Annotated in this window: 14 protein-coding genes and 1 pseudogene; 6 read left to right on the plus strand and 9 right to left on the minus strand. The window is 47.9% G+C overall.

Features of this window, described 5'->3' with window-relative positions; genetic code table 11:
- The first annotated feature begins 111 nt into the window (after window positions 1-111).
- Entirely contained in the window at window positions 112-1,833 is a 1,722-nt protein-coding gene (locus EZMO1_RS06190) for a phytoene desaturase family protein (protein WP_236631996.1), read from the plus strand.
- A gap of 155 nt (window positions 1,834-1,988) precedes the next feature.
- Window positions 1,989-2,357 (plus strand): transposase, encoded by a 369-nt coding sequence (locus tag EZMO1_RS06195; protein ID WP_051789757.1) that lies wholly within the window; start codon window positions 1,989-1,991, stop codon window positions 2,355-2,357.
- A gap of 156 nt (window positions 2,358-2,513) precedes the next feature.
- Here the strand turns inward: EZMO1_RS06195 and EZMO1_RS27560 are convergent.
- The 3 genes and pseudogenes from EZMO1_RS27560 to EZMO1_RS06205 all read right to left on the minus strand — a co-directional run.
- Window positions 2,514-2,630 (minus strand): annotated as a pseudogene (locus tag EZMO1_RS27560) (IS5/IS1182 family transposase); the annotation flags it as partial.
- 730 nt (window positions 2,631-3,360) lie between these two features.
- On the minus strand, window positions 3,361-3,936 hold the full coding sequence (locus EZMO1_RS06200) for a DNA-3-methyladenine glycosylase I (protein ID WP_034874724.1): 576 nt from the start codon (window positions 3,934-3,936) through the stop codon (window positions 3,361-3,363).
- A 66-nt stretch (window positions 3,937-4,002) separates the two neighbouring features.
- Complete coding sequence (locus EZMO1_RS06205) at window positions 4,003-4,893, minus strand: LysR family transcriptional regulator (protein WP_034874722.1); 891 nt, start codon at window positions 4,891-4,893, stop codon at window positions 4,003-4,005.
- Window positions 4,894-4,982: 89 nt separating this feature from the next.
- Between EZMO1_RS06205 and EZMO1_RS06210 the strand changes: the two genes are divergently transcribed.
- On the plus strand, window positions 4,983-5,213 hold the full coding sequence (locus EZMO1_RS06210; protein WP_034874720.1) for a DUF2798 domain-containing protein: 231 nt from the start codon (window positions 4,983-4,985) through the stop codon (window positions 5,211-5,213).
- 86 nt (window positions 5,214-5,299) lie between these two features.
- Window positions 5,300-9,058, plus strand: coding sequence for a hypothetical protein (locus EZMO1_RS06215; protein WP_034874718.1), 3,759 nt, complete (start codon window positions 5,300-5,302; stop codon window positions 9,056-9,058).
- A 30-nt stretch (window positions 9,059-9,088) separates the two neighbouring features.
- On the opposite strand, the gene EZMO1_RS06220 is transcribed toward EZMO1_RS06215, so the two are convergent.
- Window positions 9,089-10,753 carry a hypothetical protein gene (locus tag EZMO1_RS06220; RefSeq protein ID WP_034874716.1) on the minus strand — a complete coding sequence of 555 codons (1,665 nt, stop codon included), beginning with the start codon at window positions 10,751-10,753 and terminating at the stop codon, window positions 9,089-9,091.
- 166 nt (window positions 10,754-10,919) lie between these two features.
- On the opposite strand from EZMO1_RS06220, the gene EZMO1_RS06225 reads away from it, so the two are divergent.
- Both EZMO1_RS06225 and EZMO1_RS06230 read left to right on the plus strand, forming a co-directional pair.
- The gene (locus tag EZMO1_RS06225; RefSeq protein WP_034874714.1) at window positions 10,920-11,405 is read left to right on the plus strand and encodes an FKBP-type peptidyl-prolyl cis-trans isomerase; all 486 of its coding nucleotides are present in this window, start codon (window positions 10,920-10,922) and stop codon (window positions 11,403-11,405) included.
- 185 nt (window positions 11,406-11,590) lie between these two features.
- Window positions 11,591-12,211, plus strand: a complete 621-nt coding sequence (locus EZMO1_RS06230) for a hypothetical protein (protein ID WP_222842200.1) — start codon at window positions 11,591-11,593, stop codon at window positions 12,209-12,211.
- Here EZMO1_RS06230 and trhO read toward each other — a convergent pair.
- From trhO to EZMO1_RS06255, 5 genes are all read right to left on the minus strand, one after another.
- Window positions 12,196-13,194 carry an oxygen-dependent tRNA uridine(34) hydroxylase TrhO gene (gene trhO, locus EZMO1_RS06235; RefSeq protein ID WP_201772165.1) on the minus strand — a complete coding sequence of 333 codons (999 nt, stop codon included), beginning with the start codon at window positions 13,192-13,194 and terminating at the stop codon, window positions 12,196-12,198. The genes EZMO1_RS06230 and trhO overlap by 16 nt on opposite strands.
- A gap of 203 nt (window positions 13,195-13,397) precedes the next feature.
- Window positions 13,398-14,069: a hypothetical protein gene (locus tag EZMO1_RS06240; protein ID WP_034874712.1), complete on the minus strand. Its 672-nt coding sequence runs from the start codon at window positions 14,067-14,069 to the stop codon at window positions 13,398-13,400.
- A 129-nt stretch (window positions 14,070-14,198) separates the two neighbouring features.
- The gene (locus EZMO1_RS06245) at window positions 14,199-14,675 is read right to left on the minus strand and encodes a DUF1499 domain-containing protein (RefSeq protein WP_082211892.1); all 477 of its coding nucleotides are present in this window, start codon (window positions 14,673-14,675) and stop codon (window positions 14,199-14,201) included.
- Window positions 14,676-14,824: 149 nt separating this feature from the next.
- Window positions 14,825-15,229, minus strand: a complete 405-nt coding sequence (locus tag EZMO1_RS06250; RefSeq protein ID WP_034874710.1) for an SMI1/KNR4 family protein — start codon at window positions 15,227-15,229, stop codon at window positions 14,825-14,827.
- A 143-nt stretch (window positions 15,230-15,372) separates the two neighbouring features.
- The gene (locus EZMO1_RS06255; RefSeq protein WP_201772164.1) at window positions 15,373-16,704 is read right to left on the minus strand and encodes a DEAD/DEAH box helicase; all 1,332 of its coding nucleotides are present in this window, start codon (window positions 16,702-16,704) and stop codon (window positions 15,373-15,375) included.
- Between the last annotated feature and the right edge of the window lie 41 nt (window positions 16,705-16,745).

The following is a 16,745-nucleotide window of genomic DNA, read 5'->3' on the forward strand; positions in this document are numbered from 1 at the left end:
AACCGTTATCATTAACCAGTGGACGACAGCGTAAAGTCTTTATTTTAGTGATATTGTCTTTACGCTGGAAAAATAATATTAACATCACCACAAGTCATACGGAGTCATGGAATGGATTCGCTAATGACCAACAGCATCAAGAAAATTGTCACCCCGTCAGAAAAGAAAAAGACACTCACACCCAGTACGTTGCGGATCGGGCGTCGCTACCGGCCTAACCGGCTTGAGCAAGACTATGATGCCATTGTCATAGGTTCGGGTATTGGCGGTTTGACGACGGCAGCCTGTTTGTCCCGAGCGGGTAAGAAGGTGCTGGTGCTGGAGCAGCATTATACGGCCGGTGGCTTCACGCATGCCTATTCGCGTAACGGTTACGAATGGGATGTGGGTATTCATTATATTGGCGACGTAGGCACAAAAAAGACGACCAGCCGACAGCTGTTTGATTTTATCAGTAATGGTCAGTTGAAATGGGCAGCTATGGATGACAACTACGACCGTTTTTTCTTTGGTGAAGAACAGTTTGATTATATTGCAGGTAAAGACAAGTTTATTGCTTCTCTGAAGCAGCGTTTTCCCGCCGAGCACGATGCTATTGATGAATACATGAAAAGGCTGAGTGAAGTGAACAAGGCTATGCGCTGGATTTCGATGGAGAAACTGGCAGATGGACTGACCGGCAAGCTGCTGAAACTCATTCGTAAAGCCAAAGTGCCTGACTACCTCAACCGTACCACGTATGAAGTACTTAAAGACCTGACCGACGATGAGCTGCTGATTGCTGTTTTAACCGGACAGTGGGGGGACTGCGGTGTACCACCGAAAGAGTCCAGTTTTATTATCCACAGTCTGATAGCCAAACATTATTTACATGGGGGTTATTATCCTGTGGGTGGTGCATCGAAGCTGGCTGAAACCATTATTCCTGTGATTCAGCAAAGTGGTGGTGAGGTGTTTACCTATGCCAATGTGGGCGAAGTGCTGGTGAAAGACAATCGCGCTTACGGTGTTCAGATGGTGGATGGCACCCGAATTACGGCACCTGCAATCATCAGTAATGCCGGGGTGTTTAATACATTTCAGCGATTGTTACCTCAGGCTGTTGTAAAGAAACACGGCTATGATCAGCTGTTGAAAAAGGTAAAGCCGTCTTTTTCTCACCTCGGTCTTTATATCGGTATCAAAGAATCAGCGGAAGCTTTGGGTATACCGAGAACCAACTTCTGGATTTATCCTGATACCGATCACCAGCAGAATATTGCCGCTTTTAAGAAAGATTATCAGGCTAAGTTTCCTATCGTTTATATCTCTTTCCCTTCAGCGAAAGACCCAAGCTGGGAAAGTCGTTACCCGAACACGTCTACCATAGAAATCGTCGCGCCTGCAGATTTCAGCCATTTTGAACAATGGAAAGATGAACAATGGGGTAAACGGGGAGATGAATACGATGCTTTAAAAGCATACTTCACTGATCGTTTGCTGGAACATCTTTATGAAAAGCTACCCCAGCTGCGAGGAAAAGTAGACTACTGTGAATTATCAACGCCACTCTCAACAGACTTCTTCTGTTTCTACAAACGTGGGGAAATCTACGGTTTAGAACACGACCCTGAACGTTTTGAACAGGACTGGTTACGCCCGAAAACTAAAGTAAAAGGGCTGTACTTAACCGGGCAGGATATTATGTCCTGTGGTGTCGCAGGTGCCATGATCGGTGGTTTCGCTGCGTCCCTGAATGTGCTGGGTTTGCGCAGTGGCTTGAAGTTATTGAAACAGTTTAAGAATGCAACGTATCAGGAAGAAGCTATAGTTGATACGCGAGCTGAAACATGAGTTAAGTCGTGTATCAATCGTACCATTCAGGATGACCGGTACAAAATAGACATAAGGGCATAAGAGGCTGTTTCAAAAGCTATAGACCACTGACTCAAGAAAATTCGTACACAATGTATTACCCTTCATAGAGTTTCTTTGATGGAGGGTTCTCCATGTACCCCTCAGATTTGACTGATGACCAGTGGAAAGTCATTCAGCCCTTCTTCCCCGATCCGGGATATGACCAACCCAAAAATGGCAGACCCAGAGAGTGGGCTTATCGACACATTCTGGATGCGATTATCTATGTTGATAAAACAGGCTGTCAGTGGCGACAGTTGCCTTCTGACTTCCCGCCTTGGGGAACCGTTTACACCTATTTCCGAAACTGGCGGCTCGATGGAACCTGGAAGAAATTACACGACGCTTTGAGAGACAAAGTAAGGCTGAGTGTTGTCAAATTAGCTCAACCAACTGCAGGGCGATCTCATTTGGCTTGCGGCAATAAAATCACCCCAAGAATCTGGCATTCTGCAATATGATTTGCAGGATGTTTTAAATGATTTTTTTGAACTGCTCTCTGAGCTGACCGAAGTTCGTGCTGATAACCATCGCTATCCACTTCCTCACCCTGTATTTATTGCCATTTGCATGATCCTTTGGGTGCATAAGAGGCTGTTTTAAAGCTTCACAAGCCTTCAAACCATTATGCGAATCATGCATATCCGGATGAAGGCTTCGGAACTCTCCGTCAGATATCCAAAGTCTTTTGATAATCGGCTTGAACCCTCATACCAACCAAGCGTTCTCTCGACAGTCGGGGGCTTCAAAAGAAGCTATATTTGAGCGAAATTCCAGCCCGTAGCTGCATCAAATTCCAGAGGAGATTTTACTTGAAAGCGCCCCAGGCCGAACGCGGCCAAACATCTATGAGTAACTAACGTTCCAATAAGCCCTTTCTTGTACTTTATTATCAAAAATATAAATCCAGTGACAACAAGGCTTGTGGAGTGAGTTACTCAGAAGCCCGTAGCTGCATCAAATTCCAGAGGAGATTTTACTTGAAAGCGCCCCAGGCCGAACGCGGCCAAACATCTATGAGTAACTAACGTTCCAATAAGCCCTTTCTTGTACTTTATTATCAAAAATATAAATCCAGTGACAACAAGGCTTGTGGAGTGAGTTACTCAGAAGCGCCCCAGGCCGAACGCGGCCAAACATCTATGAGTAACTAACGTTCCAATAAGCCCTTTCTTGTACTTTATTATCAAAAATATAAATCCAGTGACAACAAGGCTTGTGGAGTGAGTTACTCAGAAGGACTTGCCGGATTTGATGTTATTAAACCTAAAAATCAGCTTAGATCGAGATTTGTGAAGTTTACGACGTTTCACAACCATACAACTCTGATTAACGGGTCTAAAAATTAGACCAGAGTAGTATATTTTCAAGTTTTTCTTCAAAATTATTGTCGAGTTATTCTTCAGTTATTGTCAGCATATTCTTCATATTGTTAGCTTATGCTTCAAACAACAAACTTCCTATTCAGCTTTTATAGGAAATACACGACACTAAGTGATCATTGACCAACCCCATGGCCTGCATGTAAGCGTAACAAATGGTGCTGCCAACGTATTTGAAACCGCGTTTTTTCAGGTCTTTGCTCATGGCATCGGATTCAGGTGTGGTGACGGGAACGTCTTTCATGGTTTTCCATTGATTGACTATGGGCTGGTGGTTCACGAACTGCCAGAGGTAGTCTGAAAAACTGCCAAACTCCTCCTGTACCTTTATAAATGCCTGAGCATTAGTGATTGCGCTGTTCACTTTGAGACGGTTGCGAATAATGCCTGCGTCGTTCAAAAGACGCTCCACGTCAGTGTCGTCAAAGCGGGCAACCTTTTGAACATCGAAGCCTGCCAAGGCTTTTCGGTAGCCTTCACGGCGTTTCAGTATGGTCAGCCAGTTCAGTCCTGCCTGTGCCCCTTCCAGAATCAGGAATTCAAACAGAACCTGATCATCATGGCAGGGAACACCCCATTCGTCATCGTGATAACGAATATAGAGTTCATCATCGGTGCACCATGAACAGCGTTCCTGTTGGACTGGTTGCTGAGACATTCGGTTTCTGCTCCCGTCAAAATAAGACAGTTGTAGCAGAGTTTGCTGGTTCTGGTAAACGGTTAATCAGTTCTGGCTGATCATGCTGGCGGCTTTTAACACCTCGTTGACAAACAGCGTCAGTAATTTGGGCTGGTATTTTCTGTCCCGGTAAACAATATAAGCTTCCCGAACCTGCCGGTTGTAGTCGGGCAGTAACCGGATCAGCTCAGGGTATTCATTGGTCAGAACCGTGGGCAGAAAAGCGATGCCCAGACCTTTTTCAACGAGCTCTATGATGACTCGAATATCGTAAACCACCAGACGGGGAGTAATATGAAATTTTTCGGCAATGTTATCGCCTTTAAATAAAATGACATCGTGCTTGTGGTCAACATTCAGCCATTGATGGTGATACAGATCCTGAATGGTTTCCGGGCAGCCGTGTTGCTCGAGATACTGTTTACTGGCGTAAATGCCGTGATAGGAGTTGAACAGCGGTCTGGCAATCATGTCCTGCATATCGGAAATATCAAAGGTCAGTACCAGGTCGCGGTTGGTTTCCGGTTTGGCTTGCTGGTGGCAGAGGGTCAGGTCGAAATTGACGCCCGGGTAACGCTGCAGAAAACCTTCAATTACGTCTCCCACAAACTCTTTGTAAAAGTTGTGAGGCATGGATATATCCAGTGTTCCGGCAATTTCGGCCTGCTGGCTGACCAGCTGGGAAAAAGACAGCTCTATCTGTTCCATACCCGTCATCAGAGAACGATAGGCTTTATCTCCGGCTTCAGTTGCCACCAGTTCCCGCCCCATTTTTTGCAACAGCCGAACATTCAGACGTGCTTCCAGAGCCGATAGCCGGCGGGACATGGTGGATACAGGCAGCTCAAGCTTTAGAGCCGCCTTTTGCAGTGAGCCTTCTTCGATCACGGAGCAGAGAAGGTATAAATCATCAATGTTTCCAAATATGGAATCCAAAATCCTGTTTTCCGTTATTTTTTTGTGATTTCAGAGGATTTTATACTCTTGGACACACTAAGCAAACAGTGACTGACAAGGAGAAGGTCATGAACAGAAAAGAATTTTTAATTAACTGCTTTTTGTCATCCGTTTTTATGACACTGATGATGTCCGGTGTCATCTCGGGAACAAAGGTGGGCTTTGGTTCTGCCTGGCTCGGTTACTGGACCGAGTCCTTTTTGTTCGCCTGGCCTCTGGCTCTTATTTTCAATATGACCATTGTGCCGCAGGTGAGAGGGCTGTCCATCTGGCTGGCCAATATCGGTCGTTCCAAGTGATGAGTGTGCTCCTGCCTGAAACAGAGTCTGCTTCTGCCCGATGCCGCTAATGGTTATACCGTCAAGCTATCTTTCCATGACTCCCGGTGAGTGAATTTGCAGATTGTTTGAATCAATGGTCATTGAATACTGCCGATAAAAAGCAGGATAAAACAGGCAGTCTGGCTGTTTATTCCGGCAAAAACGGTGAGCAGGAAAATCTTGCAATGTTCAATGGCATAGGACCCCGACCTACCGACAGAGGTCGTTTAGCACCCAACCATAAGTTAGCGGATGGGAAGGCGCCCAAAACTTCCGACTATCGTGATGTCCAAATTGTAACTCCTGATCTTTCTAAGGATGAAACAGATCCTTCGCCCCCCACAAGACAGCTTCATCGCAGGCAGGTTCGGCCTGTTTATGTGAAAAGTGCAGCCATGGGCTCCGGGCCTGTGTTGTGGCAGCCTACTACCCGACAGGCACCACACCCGGTAACCAAACCTTTGTCAGATGAGCAGTGCGCCGGTTTACCAAAACGCACTTTTGTTGATCGGGTGATGGCACTGGCTGTCTGCATTCTGCTGGATATGCGTTCAGTGCGGCAAAAATTTGTGTCGTACACCTCGGCAACGGCCTATGCCATAAAAGGACAGCTTCAGAAACTGCAACAATTGTTGAAACGGGATGATGCCGACCTGAGTGAAGATGAGCGCGCAGAATCCAGAGAGATGGTCAAAAACCTGCGTAAGGATGTTAAACAGTACAAGAAGGCAAAGTTGGATGAAGCGCATAATTATATTCAGCTGGTAAAAGCACTCAAGAAAATCAATCGTGGCCAAATCGATAGCCACAAAGTGCATTTGACGGGTATGGAACTGGCGGGTGGGCGAGCCAGCCTTGAAGATATTGATATGACGATAAAAGGGGTGGATGTTGTTAGTAACGCCAGTGGTGATCTTGTTCCTCAGTTAAAAGCAGATATCAAAGCCACCCTGGTATTACCGATTCCGGGTAAGCCGCCGGTTCGTGTCAGTATCGATGTTGAGGGTGCAAAGCTGACACTGGAAGGGCGAATAATGCCTATAGTGAACTCCTACATTCAGGGGAATATGGTTGAAAAACTGTTTAAAAATATTCGTCACCTTTGGAAAAACAAGGAAGCTAAGTTTCAGTTGAGTCATTTCGGGCTGTCTGCCGAAAGAGTCTCGGCAAGGCTGGATGATGTTGACCCAGGGGCAGTCAGTCGTATTGTCGCACGATCAAAGTATGGCGACCGACGTGCCATTAAAACTATTTTGACACAGCTTAAGATGCCGGTGGATGTCCAGATTGATGAGCTTGAAGTGTTCGATCAGGGACAGGAGCAACCGATGCTGAAGGTTGATGACATCTCTGCGCATCTGAAGTGCCGACCGATTGATAATGTTCAGGAGGGTGAAGAAGAAGCCCGTGAGCTGGGCATACAAACCGGCAATATTCATCTGGATACGCAGCATGCTTCAGACCTTGGCAGTCAGGTAGTGCAGAAAATGGTAAAAGCACCTCTGACAATAATGCCGGGAGACAAAGGGGCTGCTTCAACCGTTTCTGCTGTTCTGCAAGAAGAGTCCGGGCGCCTCACCGGTGATATTAACCGTTCAGAAATTAAATTTTCCATGGACTGTCTTCATCAAAAGGAAGGATGTAAATCTATTGGTCACGAACAGCTCGATGTCTGGGTTGATCAGCTTGGTGTTGAGAAAGAGGGAGCAACCCGGGCTGACATTGGCATCAGTGAAGTACATCTCAGTATGGAGAAACAGGGGCCGGATCGTTCGGTCACTACAAAGCTGCATGACTTTATCGGCGATGTCGATCTTCAGAAGACCTATCCGGACAGGGAGCTGAAACTGGACGTTCATGGTCGTGTGCAGGGGCTGGATGCAGAATTGACGGTGACAAAAAAAGATGGAAAGAGTGATTACCACTGGGAGGCGTCCGACGTAGATATCAAAACAACCCCCGGGGCAATGATGTACACCAAAGGAGCACTGGAAGTGTCTTTACCGGGCGATGGTCTTATTTCATTCAGCTCTCTTGAGTTTGATAGCAAGGCTCAGGTTGCCGGGCTTAACAGGGAATTTCATCTGAAAGGATTCAGTGGAGCAGGCAATGGTGATATACGTGTGAAAAATCAAGGCAGCGAGTGGAGTATACCTGTCAGAGGTTCCGGTGAACTGCATTCTTTAGACTTACATACACAGAAACAGTCTGCAGGGGCTCAGGATATTCCTGAAACACTGACTTATGCTCAGCAGGGGGCACTTAAACTCAAAGATCTTGGGGTGTCCGGCGTTCGGCTTGGGGAAGTGGCGACTGATATTGATGAGCATGGTAATGGCACCATTCGGTTGAACAGGGTTGAGTTGAATGGCTCAGAGTTGCTCAAGAATGCAGGCATTCTACCTGAAAACTATCAGAAGTGGATTACTCCGGCATTGGTTGAAGGGCGTATTTTCCGGTGTGACATCGCATTAAAGGTAGTGGATGGGAAGATTATCAGTGATGACTCAGAAGTCTCAGGTCTGGATATAGAGCATACAGAAGATTCTGGTAAAACCCTGAAAGGTCAGGCTTACGGTTATGTTCTGGGCATGCTCCAGGGGCTGGTAAACCGTCTTGATGTGTCTGGAATGAGTGTTCATGAAGGGCGTTTGTGGCTGGAGCTGAACCTTAAAGGCTTTTGTCTGCCTGTTCCCCTCTTCAAGGTGGGGTCACAGCATGTGAACGAAAATGGTAGTGTTTCGATAACCGGGTTGTTGCATGAAAAGACCGGTGTGCAGCTGATGGGAATGCGTGAACATCGTCGTGAACTGATTGACCGTGTCAATGCGGGTGATCAGAGCAGCCTTGAGGCTTTTGAAGAGGCTTGTAAAACCGCACCCAGGCAGGAGACGGTGGGTATTCTTCAGCGGACTGATATTAAAGGGGTTCTGCAGAAAGCCAGAACCGGTGATCCCCAGGCGCTGGCCAACCTGCCGGTATTTTACCAGCTGTTCCTGCGATATCCGGAAACCGTTAACAGGGCTTTGCAGGTGCGGGAGTTTATTGACACACCTGCTGAGAGTCTGGATGACTTTACTGTTGAACCGTATGCCCGAAAGGTTGACCCTGTCATTTTATTTCAGTGTATGCAGCGGGAGGGTAAACCGGAGAAGGCATTACATGTCATGGATCAGGCGCTGGCCCGTTCACCTTACAATGCCCGGTTGAATTATTTTTCTGCACGCCTTTTGGATGAGCTGTTGCAATCGCCCTTTATGATGGAGAAAACTGATGATGAACGTCATTTTTATCAGGTAAAAGCGGGTAGCCTGCTTGCCAGAGCTTCCAGAGGCGGTTACTCAAGAGCCAGTGAAAGGCTACAGGAAAAAGCGGGGAATAATGACCCTTATGCGATTCTGGCACAGTGTGGTGACACGCTGACCCATACAAAAGACATACATCAGTTTTATAAGGTGTTAACGCAGCTTGAGGCACTGGCTGGTCATGACCAGACCGATATAAGGGATTGTGCAAAACAGATTTTAATCAACAGAGCGAGAAACAGTGACAACATGTTTCTCCATCCAGATCAAACACAGGTTAAAGAGTTGGATAAACAGCACAGTCTGATCAGTAAAAAGCGGGAAGATGAACTCAGTGGTATCGATACTTATCGCTGGGGGCTGCGTTATCTCTATGGGGTTGATGGTGTGGGTGCTGATCCTGTTCAGGCCATACGTCTATTGAGCCTGAGTAAAGAAAAAGGCATCCCGGCTGCAGAGCCTCACTTACATGTAATGGATCAGGTGGCTTATCCTGCATTGGCAGCTGCTGCTGCCTGATCTTCAATGACTCAATCAGCAGTACTTGACTCAGGAAGGTCTGGTATTGGGCCGGAGAGATGTAGACAGGTTTTCATCGATCAAAGCTACAAGTGATATCTTCCCGCGTCCTTTGGCCTGGGTATGAAACGCATTACTTTTTTCAGGTAGCTTGGTGTAAGTTTTTATACCTCGTCCTCCTATCATGGGAAGTTCCAGTTTGATCTCCTTGCCTCTTATGGTGTCTTTGAGTTTTGTGTGGTCGGAGTTGATGGTTTTAATCAGTACTTTCTGAATCATTTTCTGTACAGAATTCAGACCTTCTTTGGTTAAACCCGAAGCGCCCATGGTGTTGAGGTCAATCATTCCGTTGGTCACTTTTACGCCGAGCCGGACCGCTGATTCCTGATCCTGTTTGCCGGAAATATTTTTACTGACTTTTTTAGGCAGCCACTCAGGGCATACCTCTTTGAGTTTTTTGTATTCAGCTTTGACAGTGAATACCAGTTCGCCACTGAGAGTATCATCAAGGCGTAGATAACCGCTGGACAGTTTTACAGGCCCGGCTTCAAGGTCATCCAGTTCTAACAGCCCGATCTGCATGGAGGGCTTTTCAGGACCACCTTTGGCGACAAAGTTCCGAACCTGACTGGCATGAACATCACTGAATGTGATTTCTGATCCTTTAACGAGGCCAGACCCGCTCAGCATTGCGCCGGACCGTTCGACATTTATTGTTATTGCACTGGCATCAAATTTGACGGAACTTGATTCTTTGCTGATGATCGGTTCTGGTTTATCGAGGTGTGCCTGAACTTCGGTATTGATGCTCTCAGTGTTGATGGCTGAGGGTATGGTCATGCAGTAGCTGGCAACGGCTTCACCGACCAGAGACAAAAGGTTGGTAGTGCCAGCCAGTTGAACATTCGGGATACTGATATGCAACTTGTCTGGTACGCCTGAGCCGGATTCCAGCTCCAGTGAAAAGGTCAGTTCGTCGGCTTTGACAGACATCCCGTCAGCACCTGCCTGTGAAGGCGATGCCTGAGTTTGGATATTGTTCAAATGGATGTTACTGACATTAATAGTGTATTCAGGGTATTTAATCGAGAATTTTGCCTTATCAATATGAATATTGCTGTGCATGCCAAGGTGTAGACCGGCAATGGAAAAAGCGAGCTGGCTGACTTCTTCCTTGGTCATGCCGCTGACTTCGACTCCGGCTTTTTTTAACAAAGGGGTGACGGCATCCACATACTGATCCGGAGTATTAAATCCCATTTGATCCGCAACTATTCCGAGTCTGGCTACCGTACCCTGCGTTAAGGCAGCTCCCAGCCCGGTCAAACCGGCGGCAAACTTCACCACCTCCGGAGCCCCCTGATGAATATTGGAGGCCATTGATCCCAGGGTTTCCCTGCTGGTGTTATAAAAGTCGGAAATAAAGGCTTTTGATACATTAACTACTTCACGCCCGGCAGACAAAGCACTGGAGGCTGCCTGAAACAGTGTATTGATATAGCTTCTGGGTTCTTCATGTTGAACCGTTCGTTCCGGAAGTCTTTTGGGTGCTGTTAGCTGGCTGGGGGTACGCAGCCCTTGTAATGGCCGGGCATCAACGGCTTTTACAGGTTGTGAACTGTCATTCCTGCGGGCAGCAGGAGCGGATACCTGATACTGGTTAGGGAGTACACCTCTGGCAGATGGACCTTCCATAGCTTGTGCGCGATTATTTTTTAAACCATTCTTCGTTTTTATCGGCTTGCTGATAGGGGGTGTGAATTGAATTTTCTGCTCATCAGTATCCGTAGATAAAACACTGTCAGTTTAGTGAGCAGGCAGGTATGCTGTTTATTAAATACATCCCAGAGATAATGATCGAATGGTAATTTCCGACAAAAAGGTCGTAAAGATTCATTACACCCTGAAGAACCAGGGCGGTGAAGTCATGGATAGCTCTGAAGGCCACGAGCCTCTGGCTTATCTCCAGGGCGCCGGTAATATTCTGGAAGGTCTGGAAAATGAGCTGACTGGCAAGCAGGCAGGAGACAAACTGAAGGTTTCTATCGAAGCGGCTGAAGGCTATGGCGAATACGATGAAAGTCTGGTTCAGCCTGTACCTATGGAACAGTTTGGTGAGCATCAGGTAGAAGTGGGTATGCAGTTCCATGCTGATACTGCCATTGGCCCTCGTATTGTGACGATTATCGCGATTAACGAAGAAGAAAAGCAGGTTGTTATTGACGCCAACCACGCTCTGGCGGGAGAAGACCTGTTCTTCGATGTCGAGGTGGTTGAAGTGCGTGATGCCTCTCAGGAAGAGCTGGATCACGGCCATGTGCATGGGCCGGATGGTCACGAGCACTGATTAGCTTCGGCTGAAACAGCCGGATGGTGTAGACATATACTGTCCGGTTTTTTTGTGCCTGTGCCACCTGCCTTCCAAATACCAAGTCTGGTTGCAGCTCGATTTCAACAACAATATTTACCTTTTATTTCGCGACTTAATGGATGTATAGTTCGCAGCCATTTTGTTTGTTTGTCGATTGTTTGTTGTCTATGCGACTCCTGACTGCGCCACTTGTGGCAATGGGTATTACCCTCTCTGTTTATACTGCTGAATACGCGTTTCCCTATTGGGCAGTCATCGAACAATGGAAAGATCCGGTACTGTTTTTTGCGGGTCTGATAGCGGGCGTACGCTGGCCGGACTGGGACTTTCTGATTCCGGGTTTAGGTCATCGTTCCGGTCTGACCCACTCGGCATTGTTGCCATTATTCGTGTATTTTCTGGCATCACCCGGGCTGGCTTCCGGTTTGTCACTGGGCATTGCACTGCATCTGTCTTCTGATATTCAGCCTAAAGCCTGGACGGGTGGGGCATTGATTAAATTTCCTGTCGTCGGCAGCATAGGTAAAAAGCTATCGCCGTTATGGTTGTTTATTAATATTGCCGGCTGTGTTGCTATTATGGCGGCATCGCTCGATATTGAACCACACTTTGCCCAGCTGATTATGCTGATGGTGACGTCTGCCGGAACGTTCTGGTATTTCAGTCGTGAGGAAAAGAGGCGTCTGATTCCACTGGCTACTCTGGCAGCCAGTGGTTTGCTGGTTCACAGCTTTCGCAGCGGGCATTTCAGCCTGAGTGCGGTGACTCAGTTCTTTGTCTGACCTGCCTGACTTCGGGAGCGCTGTCGCTCCCTTTCCTGTTCTTTCTGTTGACGACGGGCTTCTACAGTCTCTACAACCTCACCGCCCAGATGCGCTTCGCCTCTGGACTTAGCCAGCTGTATTTGCTTTTCACGTTCCTTGAAGCGCTGTTTCTGTTGGCTGGAAAACTGATCGAAACAGTGTGGGCAGCTGACACCCTGTTCATAAAGCGGACTGGCTTTGTCTTCATCGGTAATGGGTAAACGGCAGGCATGACACTGGTCATAGTGCCCCTGTTGCAGCTGGTGGTTGACGGTAACGCGATCATCAAACACAAAGCACTCGCCTTCCCACAAAGACTCTGTTTCCGGCACTTCTTCGAGGTATTTCAGGATGCCGCCCTGCAGGTGATAGACCTCTTCAAAGCCTTGTTGTTTCAGGTAAGCCGTAGACTTTTCGCATCGGATGCCACCGGTACAGAACATGGCGACTTTTTTGTGTTTTTCCGGGTCGAGATGTTTATCGGCATAGTCCGGAAATTCCCTAAAAGTAGCCGTTTTAGGGTTACTGGCGTGTTTGAATGTACCCACGCGCACTTCGTAATCATTCCGGGTGTCAACCACGACCACCTCGGGATCTGATATCAGCTGGTTCCATTGATCCGGTTTGACATAAGTGCCTGAGCTCAGTGTCGGGTCGATATTTTCCACACCCATGGTCACAATTTCTTTTTTCAGTTTGACCTTGGTGCGTTTGAAGGGCTGCTGATCGGTGTGGGACTCTTTGGTGGTCAGGTCTTTGAGTCTCGGGTCGTTGCGTAACCAGACCAGAAGCTGGTCGATGTTGTCACGGCTGCCGGCAATGGTGCCATTAATTCCTTCGTGAGCCAGTAGCAGGGTGCCGCGAATATGAAGCCGTTGCATTTGCTCTGACAGGGGAGCCCTGAGGGACTGGTAATCAGTTAGGGAGACAAACTTATAGAGGGCGCATACAACGGTTTTCATTATTTTTGTCCATTGAGTATACAACCCATTACCAGGAGCCTGGGAGGCTGTCTATTCCTAGTGTTCGTCATCCGATAATGGGCTATCTGATAATGAGATGAAAATCTGGTGCTGAGTGTAGCAGTGAAACAGGGTTTGGAGTAGCTGCTGCTGACGCGCAGCGACTCCACTTTTGACCTTAAGGTCGGGGTTGCTGGCTTGGCTCAGGGGCACTTGCCTCCGGTAGCGGCGGGCATGCGGTATTCTGAGCAGCAGTATTCACCACCCATGGCGCTCAGGCATTGCTTACACCAGCCAAACAGTATCCAGAGCGCTGCACATCCCCCGCTGCAATCACAACAAACCGCTTTGGTTGGCCGTCGCCCGCCTAATTCTACCAGCTGGTCTTCCTCGGCAGGGGCGGGCCAGGTTTTAAACAGCAGAGCCGCATTTTCTATATCTTCTGGCATATCAACAGGGTGTTGCAGGGTGTACGTCATATTGCCGTATTGGCTGGATATCTGCTTCACTGGCAGCACAATGCGGGTTTGTCTTTTACCCTTGGCAGGATAAACAAGGCTGATTTCCAGCGGCACGGCAGAATGCTTGATACCCTGATCCAGCAGGTGAGCCAGCGCAGGCAGATCTTTCAGGTTGATACCACGCAGGGCGTCCAGATGTTTTTGTGGCATATCGTCAAGCCAGCCGGTGACGGGGGCTTCAAGCGTTACACTGGTGCCGTCATAAAGCGTAATCATTGCCTCTTGATAGAGCCCGCGTCCTTCCAGTTTGAGTGTCAGAGGGTTTGCAGTGTGACCACTTTGTTGAGCCAGTGCTAAAGATGTCCAGAAAACTGTGAGATAGAGAAATATTGTCTTGTGAATATGAACTAACATCGTCTTTTTCTCCACAGATGAAAGTGGTGAAAGATAGAAGGCGATGCTTGTACAGACAAATGGCTATTTTGAGTGATAGGGATTCGTAAAAAGCATTGTGCTTAAAGCAATGCTTGCATCCCCCCTTTATTATTGGTCTGTGGTTGTGTGTAAGGAGGCGCGAAGGGCTTCGACACGTTTGCGATTAACGCCAAAATCGTAATAACCCGTTCTTGATGCAGAGCTGACATCTACCCGTCCATCGGGTTCAATAATCAAAATGAGATCATCGATAAAGCCAAATACTCTGGAACGAAACTCTGCTTTCAGTACCGTTTTGTCCTCTTCGACAACCGTTGCCCCGGGTTGCTTGTGAAGCCAGTTCAGCAATCTGGTGCGAATAGCGACAGTTGACTGGCCTTGCAAATTGAGAGGGTTAATAGCATGTTGTCCAGTGGTAAAAAGACTGCTTACACAATTAGGTTTGTCCGGACATGACAACAGTGCCTGCTCTTTCGCTGAGGGTTGTCCAATACTGTGACTGGTAAAGAAGATAAGCCCTGTAAAGGACAGCAACCGGAGCCAGTGAGAAAACGGTTTGTCTGATCGTGCTGACTGGAAATACATAGCTACTTTACCTTTGCGCTTTGCTTATTATGATTATTCTTTGCCGGAAGAGTATTTCAGACAATACCCTGATTTTATAGTCGCTTTTGTTGGCTTCTAACCGCCTTCTACCTTTTTCTGGAAAATAAAAAGCGGTGTTTTTGTCCGTATTAGCTCTGCAACCAGACGTCTTTAGCCCAATGCCAGACTGTCGGCCAGGTTTCTTCTTCCAGCAGTTCGCCATTTGACCAAAGGCCGACTTCTCCCTCAGCAGACACGCAGTAGTAATCGCCGTTGTATTCACAGATCGGAATCAGGTCTCTGGGCACTCCCAGATCCCAGGCAGTTGCCGTGACTTCCGGCAGATACGTGTGGGAGTGTGAATCGGCAATGGTGACTGGCTCCATGGAGCCATAAACAATATCGCTGACTTGCAGCAAAAACTCGCGGAATTCGTAAGGGATGGGCAGCAGAATCTGCTCTTCGATTTCGATCAGGTCATCTTCGTTGGGAAGATCCAGAGGTATGGCAACCTGTTCTGCATTTTCCCGAAGTTCTTCAATGACATCTTCCATTGGTCTACACCCGGTAACAGTGACTTTTCCTAGTTTATCATCGCTTTGTGGTTGCGCGATCACAATTAGACGTGAGGTTTATAATAGAAGCCTGACCATGACAGACTATAAAAGCAGTCTGCCATGGTCAGGTATTTCTATAATCAGTTTTTCTTACGACGCAATGGTTCAAAACCTGCATCAACGGCTGTACTGCCCGCTTCTGTAGGCTTGCGTCGTTTGCCGACGTTTTTCTTTACGCGATGACGGGCTTTGGTTTTATCGTTCTCTTTTTTGCTGACTTTCTTTTTCTTCGAGCCTGCTGCTTTGCCGGAAGCTTTAACCTTTTTCGGGCCTTTCCAGGAACCGCGCAATTCCTTGATGGAGCGTTTTTCGAAACGGGTTTTCAGGTAACGCTCAATGCTGGACATCAGGTTCCATTCATTAGGACCAATGAGGGAAATCGCCAGCCCTTTTTCACCGGCACGGCCGGTACGACCAATGCGGTGCACATAATCGTCGCCACTGCGTGCCATATCGAAGTTAATGACCAGCTGCACGCCTTTGATGTCCAGACCCCGGGCTGCTACATCAGTAGCGACCAGAATGTTGATTTGTCCGTCCTGATAGCGGTTCATAATCTGTTTGCGGTGTTTATGATCCATATCGCCGTGCAATACACCGACCTGCAAACCCTGTCTCTCCAACAGGTTGAACAGGTGCTCGGCATTGGTTCGGGTGTTGGAAAACACTAAGGCTTTGTCAAAGGTTTCGTGTTTCAGCAGCCAACTCAGCAGGCGCTCTTTGTGCGGATTGTCGTCCGACAGCATGATCTGCTGGTGAATGTTTTCATGCTTGTCGCGAGCGGTGCTGAGAGTAATGGTTTCAGGGTTCTTCAGAACAAACTGAACCAGTTCGCCCATGCCTTTTTGTTTCATGGTGGCTGAGAACAACAGGGTCTGGCGTTCTGTACGACATTCGCCTGCAATCTTCAGCATGTCGGCACTGAAGCCGAAGTCGAGCATCCGGTCGGCTTCATCCAGTACCAGATATTCCAGATCGCTGAAGTCGGTATTGCTGTTTTCCATGTGTTCCAGCAGGCGACCCGGCGTGGCAATCAGGATTTCCGGATTCTTGCGCAGGGTGTTGACCTGATGACGGAAATCGTCGCCACCGGTGATGATGCCCGCCTTGAGCCAGGTAAAGGCTGCCAGCTTTTCACACTCAGTCAAAACCTGACGCGCCAGTTCCCGGGTGGGTACCAGAATCAGTCCGCGGGTGCTGGAACGGGGTGCCGGGTTGTTCTGCATCTGGTGCAGCATCGGCAGCAGGAACGCGGCGGTTTTACCACTGCCGGTTTCTGCATTAACGATAAGATCCTTGCCATTGAGCACCTCAGGAATCGTCGCTTCCTGAACGGGCGTTGCCTGGGTGAATTGCAGTTGATCCAGAGCCTTTTGCAGGCGGTCGTGCAGTGCCAGTTCGGAGAAAATCAAGGGCGGGTCCTCGGCAGAAAATGATGGGGAATTTTGAGAGG

Source organism: Endozoicomonas montiporae CL-33, assembly GCF_001583435.1.
Taxonomy (GTDB): domain Bacteria; phylum Pseudomonadota; class Gammaproteobacteria; order Pseudomonadales; family Endozoicomonadaceae; genus Endozoicomonas_A; species Endozoicomonas_A montiporae.

Bases quoted from the DNA above. Each gene is read 5' to 3' on its own strand.
- EZMO1_RS06200 (WP_034874724.1), bottom strand. From the start codon at position 3,936: ATGTCTCAGCAACCAGTCCAACAGGAACGCTGTTCATGGTGCACCGAT.
- EZMO1_RS06195 (WP_051789757.1), top strand. From the start codon at position 1,989: ATGTACCCCTCAGATTTGACTGATGACCAGTGGAAAGTCATTCAGCCC.
- EZMO1_RS06220 (WP_034874716.1), bottom strand. From the start codon at position 10,753: ATGGAAGGTCCATCTGCCAGAGGTGTACTCCCTAACCAGTATCAGGTA.
- EZMO1_RS06240 (WP_034874712.1), bottom strand. From the start codon at position 14,069: ATGTTAGTTCATATTCACAAGACAATATTTCTCTATCTCACAGTTTTC.
- EZMO1_RS06190 (WP_236631996.1), top strand. From the start codon at position 112: ATGGATTCGCTAATGACCAACAGCATCAAGAAAATTGTCACCCCGTCA.
- EZMO1_RS06210 (WP_034874720.1), top strand. From the start codon at position 4,983: ATGAACAGAAAAGAATTTTTAATTAACTGCTTTTTGTCATCCGTTTTT.
- trhO (WP_201772165.1), bottom strand. From the start codon at position 13,194: ATGAAAACCGTTGTATGCGCCCTCTATAAGTTTGTCTCCCTAACTGAT.
- EZMO1_RS06225 (WP_034874714.1), top strand. From the start codon at position 10,920: ATGGTAATTTCCGACAAAAAGGTCGTAAAGATTCATTACACCCTGAAG.
- EZMO1_RS06245 (WP_082211892.1), bottom strand. From the start codon at position 14,675: ATGTATTTCCAGTCAGCACGATCAGACAAACCGTTTTCTCACTGGCTC.
- EZMO1_RS06250 (WP_034874710.1), bottom strand. From the start codon at position 15,229: ATGGAAGATGTCATTGAAGAACTTCGGGAAAATGCAGAACAGGTTGCC.